Source organism: Caballeronia sp. GAWG2-1, from assembly GCF_023631405.1.
Lineage (GTDB): Bacteria > Pseudomonadota > Gammaproteobacteria > Burkholderiales > Burkholderiaceae > Caballeronia.
This window is the reverse complement of sequence record NZ_JALQDD010000023.1, coordinates 90,969-105,850: the sequence shown is the minus strand read 5'-3', so window position 1 is coordinate 105,850 and position 14,882 is coordinate 90,969. Positions and strand designations below refer to the sequence as shown.

General features: G+C 62.5%; 13 protein-coding genes. 5 read left to right on the top strand and 8 right to left on the bottom strand.

The window, feature by feature from the left end; all coding sequences use genetic code 11:
* Positions 1-1,197: a formaldehyde dehydrogenase, glutathione-independent gene (gene fdhA / locus NCR98_RS14440; protein ID WP_244829036.1), complete on the bottom strand. Its 1,197-nt coding sequence runs from the start codon at positions 1,195-1,197 to the stop codon at positions 1-3.
* Between the two features lie 216 nt (positions 1,198-1,413).
* Between fdhA and betI the strand changes: the two genes are divergently transcribed.
* The 5 genes from betI (at position 1,414) to NCR98_RS14415 (ending at position 6,879) form a co-directional block, all read left to right on the top strand.
* Complete coding sequence (betI, locus tag NCR98_RS14435) at positions 1,414-2,001, top strand: transcriptional regulator BetI (RefSeq protein ID WP_244829035.1); 588 nt, start codon at positions 1,414-1,416, stop codon at positions 1,999-2,001.
* Between the two features lie 27 nt (positions 2,002-2,028).
* Complete coding sequence (gene betB, locus NCR98_RS14430) at positions 2,029-3,489, top strand: betaine-aldehyde dehydrogenase (RefSeq protein ID WP_250526500.1); 1,461 nt, start codon at positions 2,029-2,031, stop codon at positions 3,487-3,489.
* A gap of 10 nt (positions 3,490-3,499) precedes the next feature.
* Entirely contained in the window at positions 3,500-5,242 is a 1,743-nt protein-coding gene (gene betA / locus NCR98_RS14425; protein ID WP_250526499.1) for a choline dehydrogenase, read from the top strand.
* 278 nt (positions 5,243-5,520) lie between these two features.
* Entirely contained in the window at positions 5,521-5,658 is a 138-nt protein-coding gene (locus NCR98_RS14420) for a hypothetical protein (RefSeq protein WP_244829032.1), read from the top strand.
* Between the two features lie 33 nt (positions 5,659-5,691).
* The gene (locus NCR98_RS14415) at positions 5,692-6,879 is read left to right on the top strand and encodes a porin (RefSeq protein ID WP_250526498.1); all 1,188 of its coding nucleotides are present in this window, start codon (positions 5,692-5,694) and stop codon (positions 6,877-6,879) included.
* 16 nt (positions 6,880-6,895) lie between these two features.
* Here NCR98_RS14415 and NCR98_RS14410 read toward each other — a convergent pair whose 3' ends face one another.
* From NCR98_RS14410 to NCR98_RS14380, 7 genes are all read right to left on the bottom strand, one after another.
* A complete protein-coding gene (locus NCR98_RS14410) occupies positions 6,896-8,485 on the bottom strand; it encodes a glycerol-3-phosphate dehydrogenase/oxidase (RefSeq protein ID WP_250526497.1) in 1,590 nt (529 codons plus the stop codon).
* Positions 8,486-8,682: 197 nt separating this feature from the next.
* Positions 8,683-10,101, bottom strand: coding sequence for an MFS transporter (locus NCR98_RS14405; RefSeq protein WP_250526496.1), 1,419 nt, complete (start codon positions 10,099-10,101; stop codon positions 8,683-8,685).
* 126 nt (positions 10,102-10,227) lie between these two features.
* Complete coding sequence (locus NCR98_RS14400; protein WP_244829028.1) at positions 10,228-10,491, bottom strand: hypothetical protein; 264 nt, start codon at positions 10,489-10,491, stop codon at positions 10,228-10,230.
* Between the two features lie 11 nt (positions 10,492-10,502).
* Positions 10,503-10,937: a dihydroneopterin aldolase gene (locus tag NCR98_RS14395; protein WP_250466413.1), complete on the bottom strand. Its 435-nt coding sequence runs from the start codon at positions 10,935-10,937 to the stop codon at positions 10,503-10,505.
* Complete coding sequence (locus NCR98_RS14390; RefSeq protein ID WP_250526495.1) at positions 10,934-11,587, bottom strand: sarcosine oxidase subunit gamma; 654 nt, start codon at positions 11,585-11,587, stop codon at positions 10,934-10,936. Before NCR98_RS14390 ends, NCR98_RS14395 begins: the two co-directional genes overlap by 4 nt.
* Positions 11,577-14,579, bottom strand: coding sequence for a sarcosine oxidase subunit alpha family protein (locus tag NCR98_RS14385; protein ID WP_250526494.1), 3,003 nt, complete (start codon positions 14,577-14,579; stop codon positions 11,577-11,579). The genes NCR98_RS14390 and NCR98_RS14385 overlap by 11 nt, the downstream gene beginning before the upstream one ends.
* Positions 14,576-14,878, bottom strand: a complete 303-nt coding sequence (locus NCR98_RS14380; protein ID WP_244829024.1) for a sarcosine oxidase subunit delta — start codon at positions 14,876-14,878, stop codon at positions 14,576-14,578. The genes NCR98_RS14385 and NCR98_RS14380 overlap by 4 nt, the downstream gene beginning before the upstream one ends.
* Positions 14,879-14,882 lie beyond the last annotated feature (4 nt).

The window sequence follows — 14,882 nt, the reverse complement described above, 5'->3', positions numbered from 1 at the left end:
TTACGCCGCTTTCAACAATCCGTGCGGATCGAGCACGAACTTCCTCGGCGCGCCGCCATCGAACTTTCTGTAGCCTTCGGGCGCTTCATCGAGCGAAATCACGGACACGTTGACGATATCCGCAATCGGCAAACGATCCCACAAGATGGCCTGCATCAGATTGCGGTTGTACTTCATCACCGGCGTCTGTCCCGTGTGGAACGAATGCGACTTCGCCCAGCCAAGGCCGAAGCGAATGCTGAGACTGCCCTTGCGCGCGGCGGCATCGGCGGCGCCGGGGTCATCGGTGACATAGAGGCCGGGAATGCCAATGGCGCCCGCTGCCTTCGTGATCTCCATCAGCGAATTGAGCACGGTGGCCGGCGCTTCCTCGCCGCTGCCGCTGCCGTGACCGTGTGCCTCGAAGCCCACGCAATCGACCGCGCAATCCACTTCCGGCTTACCGAGAATCTGCTCGATCTGCTCGCCGAGCGTCGCGTCCTTCGAGAGATCGATGGTCTCGAAACCCATCTTGCGCGCGTGCGCCAGGCGCTCTTCGTTCATGTCGCCGACGATGGTGCACGCCGCGCCCAAGATGCGCGCCGATGCCGCCGCCGCCATTCCAACCGGTCCCGCGCCCGCGATATAGACCGTCGCACCCGGCTTCACGCCCGCCATCACCGCGCCGTGATAACCCGTCGGCAAGATGTCGGAGAGACACGTGAGGTCGCGTATCTTCGACATGGCCTGTGCCTTGTCCGGAAACTTCAGCAGATTGAAATCGGCATACGGAACCATCACGTATTCCGCTTGGCCGCCTATCCAGCCACCCATATCGACATAACCATACGCGCCGCCAGCACGCGACGGGTTTACGTTCAGACACACGCCCGTATGTTGCGCCTTGCAGGTCGGGCAGCGCCCGCATGCCACGTTGAACGGCACCGAAACGAGATCGCCAATGGCAAGCGTCTCCACATCGCGGCCGATTTCGATCACTTCGCCCGTGATCTCGTGCCCGAGCACGAGGCCGACTTCCGCCGTCGTGCGGCCGCGCACCATATGCTGATCCGAGCCGCAGATATTGGTACTGACTACGCGAAGAATGACGCCGTGGCCGATGTCGCGCCCGCGTGGATCGACCATCTTCGGATAGTCGATGGACTGCACTTCCACCTTGCCCTGCCCCAGATATACGACGCCGCGATTGCTGCTCATTGATCGTCTCCATGTCTCGTGGACGGCTCGCGCGATGCACCGTCACGGTTCATCGCGCCCGTTCGTCGAGCGTAGCGCCGCTAGTCGCGCACGACCGATCTCCAATGCGACGCGGGTTTGACTCAAACCGACATGACGCTCTTCGGCGGTTTTTATTGATTGACCGTTCAATATAAAACCCCCTAACATCGAATCGAACTGACAGCCGAAGCGACCATGCCCAAACTCGGAATGCGCGAGATTCGTCGCGCGCAACTCATCGACGCGACCTTGCAGACCATCGACGAAGCGGGCCTCGGCGGTGCGACGCTCGCCTCGGTGGCGCAGCGCGCGAGCACATCGACGGGAATCGTCAGTCACTATTTCGGCGACAAGGACGGGCTGCTCGAAGCCACCATGCGTCATGTGCTGCGTAATCTCTGGCAGGCCACGTCGCGTCGCCGCAAGGCCGCGAAAGCCGAGCCGCGGGCGAAGTTGCGCGCAGTGGTCGCCGCGAATTTCGATGTCGAACAGGTGAACGGCCCCGCCATGAAGACATGGCTCGCGTTCTGGTCCGAGAGCATGCACAAGCCCGAGTTGCGGCGTTTGCAGCGTGTCAACACGCGGCGACTCTATTCGAATCTATGCGCGGACTTCTCGCGCGCCTTGACGAAGCCCGCCGCGCGCCGTGCGGCCAGCGGTCTTGCCGCGCTTATCGACGGTCTCTGGCTGCGCGGCGCGCTTGCAGGCGAACCGTTCGATACGAAGTCGGCGTTGCGCCTCGCTTACGACTACATCGACCTGGTGCTCGAAGCGCGCGGCTAAAACCCTCCATCCTCAAAGGAGCACGACATGGAAGAGCAACGCCTTTACATCGGCGGCGCATACGTCGATGCCACGAGCGGCGAAACCTTCGTCACGCTCGATCCCGCCACCGGTGAATCCATCGCGCACGTCCAGCAGGCGTCGCAAGCGGATGTCGATCGCGCCGTGCACGCAGCACACGAAGGGCAACGCCAATGGGCCGCGATGACCGCGATGCAGCGCTCCCGCATCCTGCGACGCACCGTCGACCTGCTACGCGCGCACAACGACGAACTCGCCGCGCTCGAAACGCGCGACACCGGCAAGCCGATTGCGGAGACGCGCGCCGTGGATATCGTCACCGGCGCGGATGTGATCGAGTATTACGCGGGACTCGCGACGGCCATCGAAGGCACGCAAATACCGCTGCGCGAATCGTCGTTCATCTATACGCGACGCGAGCCGCTTGGCGTGTGCGCGGGCATCGGCGCATGGAATTATCCGATCCAGATAGCTTGCTGGAAGTCTGCGCCCGCGCTCGCGGCCGGCAACGCGATGATCTTCAAGCCAAGCGAGATCACGCCACTCACCGCGCTGAAGCTCGCGGAGATTTATACCGAAGCGGGCGTGCCCGCCGGAGTCTTCAATGTGGTTCAAGGCGATGGCCGCGTGGGCGCCATGCTCGCGGAACATGCGGGTATCGAGAAGATATCGTTCACGGGCGGGGTGCAAACCGGCAAGAAGGTCATGGCGCATGCGGGCGGCTCGACGCTCAAGGAAGTGACGATGGAACTGGGTGGCAAGTCGCCGCTCATCGTATTTCACGACGCCAATCTCGAACGCGCCGCCGACATTGCCATGAGCGCGAACTTCTTTAGCTCGGGACAGGTATGCACGAACGGCACGCGCGTGTTCGTCGAGCGCGGCGTGATCGAACGCTTCGAAGCGCTGGTGCTGGAGCGCGTAAAGCGTATTCGCATTGGCGCGCCGGATGATCCGCGCACCAACTTCGGCCCGCTTGCAAGCGCGGCGCAACTGCATAAAGTGCTCGGCTTTATCGAAAGCGGCAAGCGCGAAGGCGCGCGACTCATCGCCGGCGGCGCGCGCATGAGCGATGGTGCATTCGCGCGCGGCCAGTATGTCGCACCGACCGTGTTTGCCGATTGCCGCGACGACATGCGTATCGTGCGCGAGGAAATCTTCGGACCGGTGATGAGCATTCTTGCCTTCGACGACGAAGACGAAGTCATCGCGCGCGCGAACGATACCGAATACGGGCTTGCGGCGGGCGTGGTCACGGAGAACATATCGCGTGCGCATCGCGTGATTCATCGGTTGCAAGCGGGTATCTGCTGGATCAACACATGGGGCGAATCGCCCGCGGAAATGCCCGTGGGCGGCTACAAGCAATCGGGCGTGGGGCGCGAAAACGGCATAGTGACGCTCAATGCCCACACGCGCATCAAGTCCGTGCAGGTCGAGCTCGGGCCTTATCAGCCCGTGTTTTAAGGAGCTTTCGATGAGCGCGATGGAATACGACTACATCATCGTGGGCGCGGGATCGGCGGGCAACGTGCTTGCCTCGCGTCTCACCGAAGACGAGGACGTGACGGTGCTGCTGCTCGAAGCGGGCGGCCCGGATTATCGCTTCGACTTTCGCACGCAGATGCCGGCGGCGCTTGCTTATCCGCTGCAAGGGCGGCGCTACAACTGGGCGTATGAAACCGAGCCCGAACCGCATATGAACGATCGTCGCATGGAATGCGGACGCGGCAAGGGACTCGGCGGATCGTCGCTCATCAACGGCATGTGCTACATACGCGGCAATGCGCTCGACTACGACAACTGGGCCATGCGGCCGGGTCTTGCAAACTGGAGCTATCTCGACTGTCTGCCGTATTTCCGCAAAGCGGAGACACGCGATATCGGTGCGAACGATTATCACGGTGGCGACGGTCCCGTTCATGTCACGACCAGCAAACCCGGCAACAATCCACTCTTCGCGGCGATGGTCGAAGCAGGCGTGCAGGCGGGTTATCCGCGTACGGACGATCTCAACGGCTATCGGCAAGAAGGCTTTGGACCGATGGATCGCACCGTCACGCCGAACGGAAGGCGCGCGAGCACGGCGCGTGGTTATCTGGATCACGCGAAGCATCGCGGCAATCTCACGATAGTTACGCATGCAACTACTGACCGTGTGTTGTTCGCGAGCAAGCGCGCGACTGGCGTGGCTTATCTGCATGGCGCGCAACGCGTGCGCGCGCATGCGCGGCGTGAAGTGCTCATATGCAGCGGCGCCATTGCTTCGCCGCAATTGCTGCAGCGTTCCGGTGTCGGGCGTTCGAGCTGGCTCAGGGAACTCGAGATTCCCGTGGTGCACGATCTGCCGGGAGTCGGTGAGAATCTGCAAGATCACCTCGAGATGTACATGCAATACGAATGCAAGGAGCCGGTCTCGCTTTATCCCGCGCTGCAACTGCGTAATCAGCCTGCTATCGGGCTCGAATGGCTTCTGAAAGGCACGGGCATAGGCGCGAGCAATCAGTTCGAGGCGGGCGGTTTCATCCGCACGCGCGATGACGATCCGTGGCCGAACATCCAGTATCACTTTCTGCCGGTGGCGATCAATTACAACGGTTCGAACGCCATCGAGATGCATGGGTTTCAGGCGCATGTCGGGTCGATGCGATCGCCCAGCCGTGGACGCGTCAAGCTCACGTCACGCGACCCGCACGCGCATCCGGGCATCCTCTTCAACTACATGGCCGATCCGCTCGACTGGCGCGAGTTCCGCGATGCGCTTCGCATCACGCGCGAGATCATGCAGCAGCCGGCGCTCAGCAAATATCGCGGACGCGAGTTGAATCCCGGCGCAAAGAGCATGAGCGACCGGGATCTGGATGCCTTCATCCGCGCGAAAGCGGAGACCGCATATCACCCGTCGTGCTCGTGCAAGATGGGTTACGACGATATGGCCGTGGTCGATGCCGAAGGACGCGTGCACGGCATGGAAGGCTTGCGCGTAGTGGATGCGTCGATCATGCCGCAGATCACGACGGGCAATCTCAACGCGCCGACCATCATGCTCGCGGAAAAGATCGCGGATCGCATTCGCGGGCGCGATGCCTTGCCACGCGTCGAGACGCCGTACTTCGTGGCGAACGGCAAGCGCGCGCGCGACAGCGGCTGGTTGCAGAAGGAACTGGTCGAGCGTGCCAAAAGTGACGTGACGAGCGACTCCGCCACCTCGCGCATCTGAGCATTTCCAGAGAAACCTCCTCCGAGCCGAACTCTTCGGCTCGATAACCGGCGGCGACCTTTGCATCCGACGCATGGTTTTCCCTAGTGCCTCGTCTTCATCTCAATTATTACGATCGCAGCCCATTCGTATTCCGAAGCGTTCCCGTCGCCGTACCGAATGGAAATAAATGTGACGGCGAAAGCGAAGCATGGCGTCGCGGCGAACAAGGCCGCTGGCGCGTGCGAATACACAGCGACCACGAAACGTTGCGAATCGCCGTCGAACGAGCAGGTAACATGCCGCGCTCGCAGAACGAAGTGCGCATCAGCGTGCCCGCTTCCGACGCGCGCCGTGCTTCATGCACGAATGGCACGGTGATCAGTGAGCGCACCGAACAGGGTTGGCTACATCTGACCTTGAACATCAACATTTGATCAACACTTTTAAACTGAAGGACCGAAGTAGCAATGCAAGTCTCAAAGCTTCAACCCACGCGCGCGCTTGCCATCGCGTGTCTGCCGCTCGCAGCGGCGGTCGTGTCCGCATCGGCGGCAGCGCAGAGCAGCGTCACGTTGTACGGCGTAGTCGATAACGCCTTCGCCTATGCCAGCAATCAGCGCGGCTCGTCGAACGTGTATATGTCGCAAGGCAGTTTGCAGGCGAGCAAGTTTGGCCTGCTGGGCGCGGAAGATCTCGGCGGCGGCACAAAAGCCGTGTTTCGTCTGGAGAGCGGCTTCAATTCCCTGAACGGCGCAGCGGCAAGCTCCGCGGGCATGTTCAATCGACAAGCCTATGCCGGTCTCTCCAACGACCGTTACGGCACGCTGACGCTCGGGCGGCAATACACGCCCTACTTCAATCTCGTCGGCGCGCTCGGCCCGACCAGCGCGCTCACGGGCGCGACCGGCGCACATCCCGGCGATGTCGATGCGCTCGACACCACGCTGCGCTTCAATAACTCGGTCTCGTATGTCTCGCCGAACATCGCGGGTCTGACGCTCGCCGCACAAGCCGGACTCGGCGGCGAAGCCGGCAGCATTGCGAGCGGCTCCAACCTCAGCGCGGCGTTGCGCTACGACTTCAAGCCCGTCTCGATCGCAGCGGGTTATGTGCACCTTAAAGACGTCGCGACGAGCAGCGCCATCGGCAGCTTCGCCAACAATTCGCCGGTCAACAACGGCTACGCCACGTCGGGCGGCGTGCAGATGATCGCCGCTGCCGCGCGCTACACGCTCAAGGACCTGATGGTGGGTCTGAACTATTCGAACGTGCAATACGCACCGGGCGCGCACTCACTGTTCTCGGACGAAGCCGTGTTCAACTCGTACGGCGCGATTGCGTCGTATCGTTTCACGCCTGCTTTCGCCGCAGCGGCGGGCTACAGCTACACACGGGCCAGCAAGTCGAACGGCGTGAATGACCCGGCGCGTTATCAACAGATTTCGCTGGAGCAGACTTATGCTTTGTCCGCGCGCACCACGTTCTACGCGTTGCAGGCTTATCAGCACGCGAGCGGTCAGTCTTTGATCGCGAATGGCGCGGGCGGTGTGAGAATTTCGGATGCAGTCGCGGTGGTCGGCGATTCGCAGAACACCACGCCGTCGTCCGGGCCGTCGCAGTTCATCGCGATGATCGGCATGCGGCACGCGTTCTGACGCTTACTTCAGCGCATCAACGCAAGGTCCAGTTTCGGGCGAAGGCTTCGAAACTGGCGACTTGCGCGGACTCCCAGGCAGCGTCGCGGCCGAGTTCTTGAGCCATGATTCGCGCCACTTCGGGCGCCGCCGCACGTGCTGCGGCGGCATCCAGAAAGAGCGCGCGATTACGGCGCGCAAGCACGTCTTCGACCGAACGCGCCAGCTCCGCGCGCACCGCGAAACGCGTTTGCGCTTCGGTCAGGCCGCCTGCTTCGACGAGCAACGTGTCCGCGCCCGGCAATCGTTCAATGATCCCCGCATCCGAACCGTAGTACCCGCTTTGCACGCCCGTTGCGCCATGCAAGGGCAACGAGCGCGTGCGGCATGGCGCAGCCGCCAACAGACCGTTTGCAATGGCCAGATCGACCACTTGTTCCGCCATCAGTCGATACGTCGTCCACTTGCCGCCCGTCACCGTGATCATTCCGGTGGAACTCGATTCGATCGTATGCTCGCGCGACAGCGCCGCCGTCGACGCGCCGCTATCGCCCTTCACGAGCGGACGCAGGCCGGCCCACACGCTCAAGACATCGTCGCGCGTCGGTTTGAGCGAGAGATAATCTGCCGCCGAACTCAGGATGAAGTCGATCTCCGCGTCGCTTGCACGCGGTTCGAGCGGCACGTCGCTCTGCGGTGTATCCGTCGTGCCGACGATAGTCTGCCTATGCCACGGCACCACGAACAGCACACGGCCGTCTTTCGTCTTCGGCACGAGAATGGCGTTATCGCTTTTGAGGAAGCGGCCGGGCAACGTGAGATGCACGCCCTGACTCGGCGCCACGATGGGACGCGCGCGGTGATCGTCCATTGCGCGAATGGCATCCACCCAGACGCCGGTTGCGTTGACCACGCAGCGGGCGCGCACTGAGAAGGCATCGCCCGTTTCGGTGTCTTCGAAGGCAATCCGATGCGTCCTGTCCGCGCGATCCACTTCGATACCGCGCACTGCCGCATTGTTCAGCGCGATGCCGTCGAGATCGAAAACCGTGCGCGCGAGTGCGATGGCGAGGCGCGCGTCGTCGAACTGGCCGTCATAGTAGAGCGTGCCGCCACGGAGCGCACGGCCCTGCAGATTGCCGGCGAGCATGGGCGCCTTGTCGTGCGTTTCGCGCAGACCGAGACCACGACTCGGCGCGAGATTCAATGCGCCCGCAAGCCAGTCGTAGACCTTCAGGCCGGCGCCGTAGAACAGCTTGTCGGTTAAGCGGTAAGCGGGCACGACGAAACCCAGCGCGTTCACCAGATGCGGCGCATTGCGTGCAAGCAGGCCTCGTTCATGCAAAGCCTCGCGCACGAGCGGGATGTTGCCTTGCGCGAGATAACGCACACCGCCGTGCACGAGCTTGGTCGCCTTACTCGACGTGCCCTTCGCGAAGTCCCGCGCTTCGAGCAGCAAGGTGCGATAGCCGCGCGACGCGGCATCGACAGCCGTGCCTAGACCGCTCGCGCCGCCGCCGATCACCACGATATCCCAGCACGCGGTCCGGTCGATTTCGCGCAGGAGCGTCGCGCGATCGGGCGGCGTGATCGCCTGCATGTCAGGCTGCGCGGGATGCTTGTTCATCGGGGAGATCCCGCGCGCGAGGTCGATCGAACAACATGGCGCGGGACTGGTTGCCGCTTGGGTCCGGGCAAGAATAAACGTGTCATACGCTGGCTTTGTCCCGTCTCTCGCCGATTTTCGCTTTGAAGTGAGATGTTCGTTTTTTACATCGTACCATCGGCCTTCGGGATCAACGGTGTGGGCCACGCCGCGATCCCTCACTCCCGAGCCGAAACCAGCACCCCGCTCCCTTCCACCACCTCTGCCTCCGAAACCAGCGTCTCCAGCGCGAGCCCGCGCGTCTCGATCCCAAGAATCCAAACCGCCGACGCCGCCACCACAAAACAGGCGGCGCCCAGCGAAAAGACTCCGCCTTGTCCGAAGGCCGGCAACACGACGCCAACGACATAAGGCCCGATCAACGACCCGACACGCCCGATCGCCGATGCAAACCCCGACCCCGTCGCGCGCGCGCCGGTCCCATACAACTCGGGCGTATAGGTATAAAGCACGGCCCACATCGCGAAGAGGAAGAACTGCATGGCAAGTCCCGCGCAGATCAGGAGCGTCGGCGTTTCAGCATGCAACGCGGTCTGGCCATACAAGTACGCCATCAACCCGCTACCCAAAAGCGATGCGATGCAAGTCGGCTTGCGTCCCCACCGTTCCACGAGCCACGCCGCACACAAGAAACCCGGCACGCCGCCAAGCGAGATCAGCACCGTATAAAGCACGGACTTCGTGACGGCAAAACCGGCCTGTTGCATCAACGCGCCGAGCCACGACGTCAATCCATAGAAGCCAAGCAACGCAAAGAACCAAAGCGCCCAAACCATGATCGTGCGACGCCTGTATGCCGCACTCCAGATCTCACGAAACGCTCCGGAGCCCTTCCTGACAGGCGGTTCCGCCAGCATCGAAGGCGCAGGCAACGCACGCAAGCCGCTGGCCTTCATGACCTTCGCCTCGACTTCATCGAGCACGCGATCCGCTTCTTCGATACGTCCGTGATGTTCGAGCCATCGCGGCGACTCGGGCACCACGCGCCGCACGATCAGCACGAACACCGCGGGTATCGCGAGCAGCGCAAACTCGGTGCGCCAGCCAAACTGCGGCAACACGAAGTACGACACCACGCCCGACGCGATGAATCCCAGCGGCCAGAAGCCATCCATCAACGCAATCAGTCTGCCGCGTGACGCCGTCGGCACGAACTCGGAGAGCAACGTCTGCGCGATAGGAAACTCCATTCCCATGCCGATACCAAGCAGCACGCGATAGAAGATCAACGCATCGACGGAATGCGCCGTCGAGCACAGGTACGACGCCAGTCCCCACAGCACCATGCTCCACTGGAACACGGGCCGGCGTCCGAAGCGGTCCGCAAGCAAGCCCGCGACGGCCGCGCCGAGCACCATGCCGAAGAAGCTTGCGCTTGCAACGAGGCCCGCAGTCGCGGTCGACAAACCGAACTCCGTCTTGATCGAACCGAGCACGAAGGTCATCGTGCCGAGGTCCACCGAATCGAAGAAAAACGCAACGGCAATGATGATGAAAATGGTGCGGTGATACCCGGAGAACGGCAGGCGTTCTAGCCGTGCAGCAGCGCTCGCGCGCGATTGCGTGGCGGTGGACATGTCATCCCTCTCTCGATGCGGCGCTAACCGCGTGGACGTGGCGTACAGAAGTCAAAGCGTTTTCAGTAGACGCCGACATAAATCCGCAACATAGAAGATTCGCGTCATCGGGATGGAACGTACGCGTCATGCGTCATAGCGTGCGCGCGCCGCCGCGGCAATACGCATGAGCGCATCAACGCTGAGCCTTGCAGCGATGGCCTTCACGTACTCGTGGTGACGCGCATCGAGCGGCGCGTCGAGATACTGCGCATGCAGATAGCGAATCAACGCAATCCGCCGATGCTTCAACGCAATGCTGCGTTCGAGAAGCGCGAGCGCCGCGTTCGCATCGCGCTCCTTGACCGCGCGCTCGGAAAGCAACGCCGCCGTGTCGCGCGATGAAGTCATCGTCGTGAAGGTCAGGAAGCTTGAAGCGCGGCTGCGTTCTGTGCGCGCCACGCGTCGAAATCGGCACGACGCCAGTCGAGTTCCAACGCAAGACGGCGCGTGCCTTCACGAATCTTGGGCTTATGCAACGCGAGCGTGAGACCGTCGAGCGCGGGCCATTCATCGAAGGAGAACGCGGCGATTTCCATCGCGAGCGTTTCGAGCAAACGCGTATGCGGCTTCGTTTCGAGAAACGCACTCACGCGGTCGCACCACGCTTCGTAATCGATAAGACCATCCGTCGATTCATGCGGCGTGCTTCGATAGCGCAGGCTTGCATCGATAGCAACCGGCTGCGGCGCACGATGCTCATGTTCGTACAAGCCGACGCGCGTCGTCACCATCAGTTCATCGACGACGACGCGCCAGCCCTGTCCGCCCATGGCAAGCGGTTCGAACGGCTTCATGCGAGCAAGGGCTCGGCGGCATCGAGCATGATCTTCACGAAGTAGTCCGCGAAGCTGCGGCGGATGATCAGTTCGAAGCGGTCACCGCCTAACGGCACGAGCGTGAGCGAAGCCTTGAAGTAATGACTCTGCGCGCACTGGCCTTCGCCGAATGCTTTCGGATGCAAGTCGAGCGGGCATCCGCGTGAAAGGACATCGCGCGTGCGCGGCCCATCGATTTCGAGCACCGTATAGCCGCTGCCGATATCCACCGCTGCCGCGAACGCGCCCTTGAACGCGTCGCGCAACTTCGCTTCGAGCGGCGCGGGGCGTGCGGCATCGTGCGCGGTCAGTGAGCGCACGAGCCATTCATCGGGGCCGAGCCACAGCATGTCGTGGCCATTGCCGCGCGCGGTGGTGTTCGGTTTGTCGGGCGGCGCGCAGCCAATCACGCTTTGCACGGCCTGCACGAAGGCCGCATCGCGCGTATCGCCACGCACGTTGACGAGTTGGAGAAACGGCCGCTCGGAAAGACGAAACGCTTTCGGCGAGCCCGCCTGATGCGCCTTCATCAACGCATCCGCGCCGACGAGCGGTGACTCCTGCCACACCCCTTGTCCAACCGTGACGCGATCGACGACCGTCGAGGAACCTCTGGTTTCATTCCACATGCTGACGTGCTCCTTCGCTATCGTAGAACACCGAACTGGTGATTTTTGCGTTGATCTGCTTGCCGCTCGAAAGCGGAATGGTGACCGCCTCGCCGATCTTGTCGAGACCGCCCTTCACCACGGCAAGCGCAATCGAGCGCTTCAAAATAGGGCTGAAATAGCTCGATGTGACATGACCGAGCATTGGCGCCGAGTCGCCCTGGAACGGACCCGCGACGATCTGCGAGCCTTCCGGAATGACAAACGAAGGATCGTCCGAGAGCAAACCGACGAACTGCTTGCGTCCTGGCTTGGCGGTGTCCGAACGCGTGAGCGAACGCTTGCCGATGAAGTCCTTCGACTTCGCGACTAGCCCGCCCATGCCGAGGTCGTAAGGCGTCATCGAGCCATCCGTATCCTGGCCCACGATGATGTAGCCCTTCTCCGCGCGCAACACGTGCATGGTTTCGGTGCCGTAGGGCGTGATGTCGAATTCCGCGCCCGCTTCCATGATGGCTTCCCACACCGCGCGTCCGACATTGGCCGGCACGTTCACTTCATATGCGAGTTCGCCCGAGAAGCTGATGCGCATCACGCGCGCCGATGCACCCGCCACCGTGCCCTCGCGATAGCTCATGAACGGGAACGCGGCGTTCGCGAAGTCGATGTCGTGACACACCTTCTGCAGCACCTTGCGGCTGTTCGGTCCCACGACCGCGAACGTGGCCCAGTGATCCGTCACGGAGGCAAGCCGCACGCGCATGTCGGGCCATTCGGTTTGCAGCCAGCGTTCGAGCCACGTGAGTACGCGCGCCGCGCCGCCCGTGGTGGTCGTCATCATGTAATGCTGGTCGGCCAGGCGCACGGTCACGCCGTCGTCGAAAATCATGCCGTTTTCGTCGAGCATGAGACCGTAGCGGCACTTGCCGACTTCGAGCTTGCTCCACGGATTCGTATAGACCCAGTTCAGCAACTGAGCCGCATCCGGGCCTTGAATGTCGATCTTGCCGAGCGTCGATGCATCGAGAATGCCGACGCTTTCGCGCACTGCGAGCGATTCGCGCGCGACTGCCGCGTACATATCCTCGCCCGCCTTCGGGTAGTACCAGGGACGCTTCCAGTTGCCGACATCCTCGAACGCGGCGCCGTTCTGAACGTGCCATTCGTGAACCGCCGTCTTGCGCACCGGATCGAGAAACTCGCCCAGTTCGCGGCCCGCGAACGTGCCGAAGGAAACCGGCGTGTAGTTCGGGCGGAAGGTCGTCGTGCCGGTCTCGGGAATCGTCTTGTTCAGAGCTTGCGCGAGAATCGCCATGCCGTTGATGTTGCCGAGCTTGCCTTGATCGGTGCCGAAGCCCATCGCCGTATAACGCTTCACGTGCTCGACCGATTCGAAGCCTTCACGCGCCGCGAGAAAGATGTCGGCAGCGGAGACGTCGTTCTGGAAGTCGATGAACTGCTTGGGGCCGCGCGTCGCGAGTTCGCGTCCACCGACGAGCCACAACGGCAACGACGGCGCTTCCGTGATCTCGGCCACTTGCACCGGATTCGGCCGCGCGACGAGAAGCCCTGCCGCGCGCGCTGCGTCGGCGCCCGCATCGAGTGCGAAGCGGATGCCGCGCGCCAGCGAGAACTCGCCCGCGCACGCGCCCACGCTGCTTTCCAGTTGCATGGCCTTGCCGGGGACGAAGCAGGCTTTATCCTCGTGCCAGTGCGCCTTGCCGCCCGATTGCGCGAAGAGATGCAACACGGGACTCCAGCCGCCCGACATCGCCACGAGGTCGCATTGCAGGTCGGACTGCTTCGCGCCGACTTGCCCCTTCGCATAAGCCGCGACTTCCACTGACGACACGCGCAGCTTGCCGTGCGCCGCCGTGATGACCGCATCGTTGATGACGCGCACGCCATAGCGACGCGCGGCAGCAGGCAACGCACCTTTCGTTTCCGCGGGGCGCGGATCGACGACCGTGACGTCCGCGCCGGCCGCCTTCAGATCGAGCGCGCATTGATACGCGTCATCGTTGTTGGTGAACACGACCGCGCGACGTCCCGGCAACACCGCATAGCGATGCAGATACGTCGATATGGCGGAAGCCATCATCACGCCCGGCAAATCGTTGTTGCCGAACACGACAGGCCGCTCGTGCGCGCCCGTCGCGAGAATCACGCGCTTGGCGCGCACCTTCCACAGCAGTTCACGCGTGCCCTTGCGCAACGACACCGGCAGATGCTCGGTCAGACGCTGCGTGATGGTCACGAGGTTGTGATCCTGATAGCCGAACGCCGTGCTGCGCGAAAGTACCTTCACGTCGGGCATTTTGCGCAGTTCGGCTTCGATCTTCTGCACCCATTGCAGCGCGGGCTTGCCATCGATCTCCGCGCGGCACGAGAGCAACGAGCCGCCGAGTTCGCTTTGATCGTCGACGAGAATCACGCGCGCGCCCGACAAACCCGCCGCATGCGCCGCCGCGAGTCCCGAAGGACCGCCGCCGACCACGAGCACGTCGCAATGCGCGAAGCACTTGTCGTAACGATCCGCGTCGCGTTGCTCGGGCGCCTTGCCGAGACCCGCTGCATCGCGAATCACTTCTTCGTACTTCGGCCAGAATTTGCGCGGCCACATGAAGGTCTTGTAGTAGAAGCCCGCTGGAATGAAGCGCGCGATCTTCTGATTCACGGCCATGCGATCGTTCTCGATGCTCGGCTTCGCATTCACACTCGTCGCGACGAGTCCCTGATACAGCTCAATTTCGGTGGCACGCGCATTGGGCACCGTGTACGCGCCGGTTTCGAGCTGCACGACGGCATTCGGCTCTTCCACACCTGCCGTGACGATGCCGCGGGGCCGGTGATACTTCCAGCTACGCGCAACGAAATGCTGGCCGTTGGCGAGCAGCGCGGAGGCGAGCGTATCGCCTTGAAAACCCTGATACGTCTTGCCGTTGAAGGTGAACGTCAACGCAATCGCGCGGTTGATGCGTCCACCCGCGCCGAGTCGGTCTTTCTGGCTCATTTCGACGTGCCTCCGTTATTCGTGTCCATCACGGCAAGCGGACGGTCGAACGTCTCGTAGCCCTGAATCTCGTATGAAACCGTATCGCGTTGCGCCTTGAACCAGCGGCGGCAGCCTTGCGCATGCATCCATTGTTCGCGATGCTTGCCGCGCGAGTTCTTGCGCATGAAGAGGTAATCGCCCCATTCCTTGTCGGTGAGCTTGTCCGTTTCGAGCGGGCGCGCGATATCCGCTTCGCCGCCGCAGGAAAATTCGCTTTCGGCGCGCGGGCCGCACCAGGGGCATTCGATCAGCAACATGTTC

What these genes read in the sequence shown, in the direction of transcription:
- fdhA (WP_244829036.1), bottom strand. Translation starts at nt 1,197, where the DNA reads ATGAGCAGCAATCGCGGCGTCGTATATCTGGGGCAGGGCAAGGTGGAA.
- betI (WP_244829035.1), top strand. Translation starts at nt 1,414, where the DNA reads ATGCCCAAACTCGGAATGCGCGAGATTCGTCGCGCGCAACTCATCGAC.
- betB (WP_250526500.1), top strand. Translation starts at nt 2,029, where the DNA reads ATGGAAGAGCAACGCCTTTACATCGGCGGCGCATACGTCGATGCCACG.
- betA (WP_250526499.1), top strand. Translation starts at nt 3,500, where the DNA reads ATGAGCGCGATGGAATACGACTACATCATCGTGGGCGCGGGATCGGCG.
- NCR98_RS14420 (WP_244829032.1), top strand. Translation starts at nt 5,521, where the DNA reads ATGCCGCGCTCGCAGAACGAAGTGCGCATCAGCGTGCCCGCTTCCGAC.
- NCR98_RS14415 (WP_250526498.1), top strand. Translation starts at nt 5,692, where the DNA reads ATGCAAGTCTCAAAGCTTCAACCCACGCGCGCGCTTGCCATCGCGTGT.
- NCR98_RS14410 (WP_250526497.1), bottom strand. Translation starts at nt 8,485, where the DNA reads ATGAACAAGCATCCCGCGCAGCCTGACATGCAGGCGATCACGCCGCCC.
- NCR98_RS14405 (WP_250526496.1), bottom strand. Translation starts at nt 10,101, where the DNA reads ATGTCCACCGCCACGCAATCGCGCGCGAGCGCTGCTGCACGGCTAGAA.
- NCR98_RS14400 (WP_244829028.1), bottom strand. Translation starts at nt 10,491, where the DNA reads ATGACTTCATCGCGCGACACGGCGGCGTTGCTTTCCGAGCGCGCGGTC.
- NCR98_RS14395 (WP_250466413.1), bottom strand. Translation starts at nt 10,937, where the DNA reads ATGAAGCCGTTCGAACCGCTTGCCATGGGCGGACAGGGCTGGCGCGTC.
- NCR98_RS14390 (WP_250526495.1), bottom strand. Translation starts at nt 11,587, where the DNA reads ATGTGGAATGAAACCAGAGGTTCCTCGACGGTCGTCGATCGCGTCACG.
- NCR98_RS14385 (WP_250526494.1), bottom strand. Translation starts at nt 14,579, where the DNA reads ATGAGCCAGAAAGACCGACTCGGCGCGGGTGGACGCATCAACCGCGCG.
- NCR98_RS14380 (WP_244829024.1), bottom strand. Translation starts at nt 14,878, where the DNA reads ATGTTGCTGATCGAATGCCCCTGGTGCGGCCCGCGCGCCGAAAGCGAA.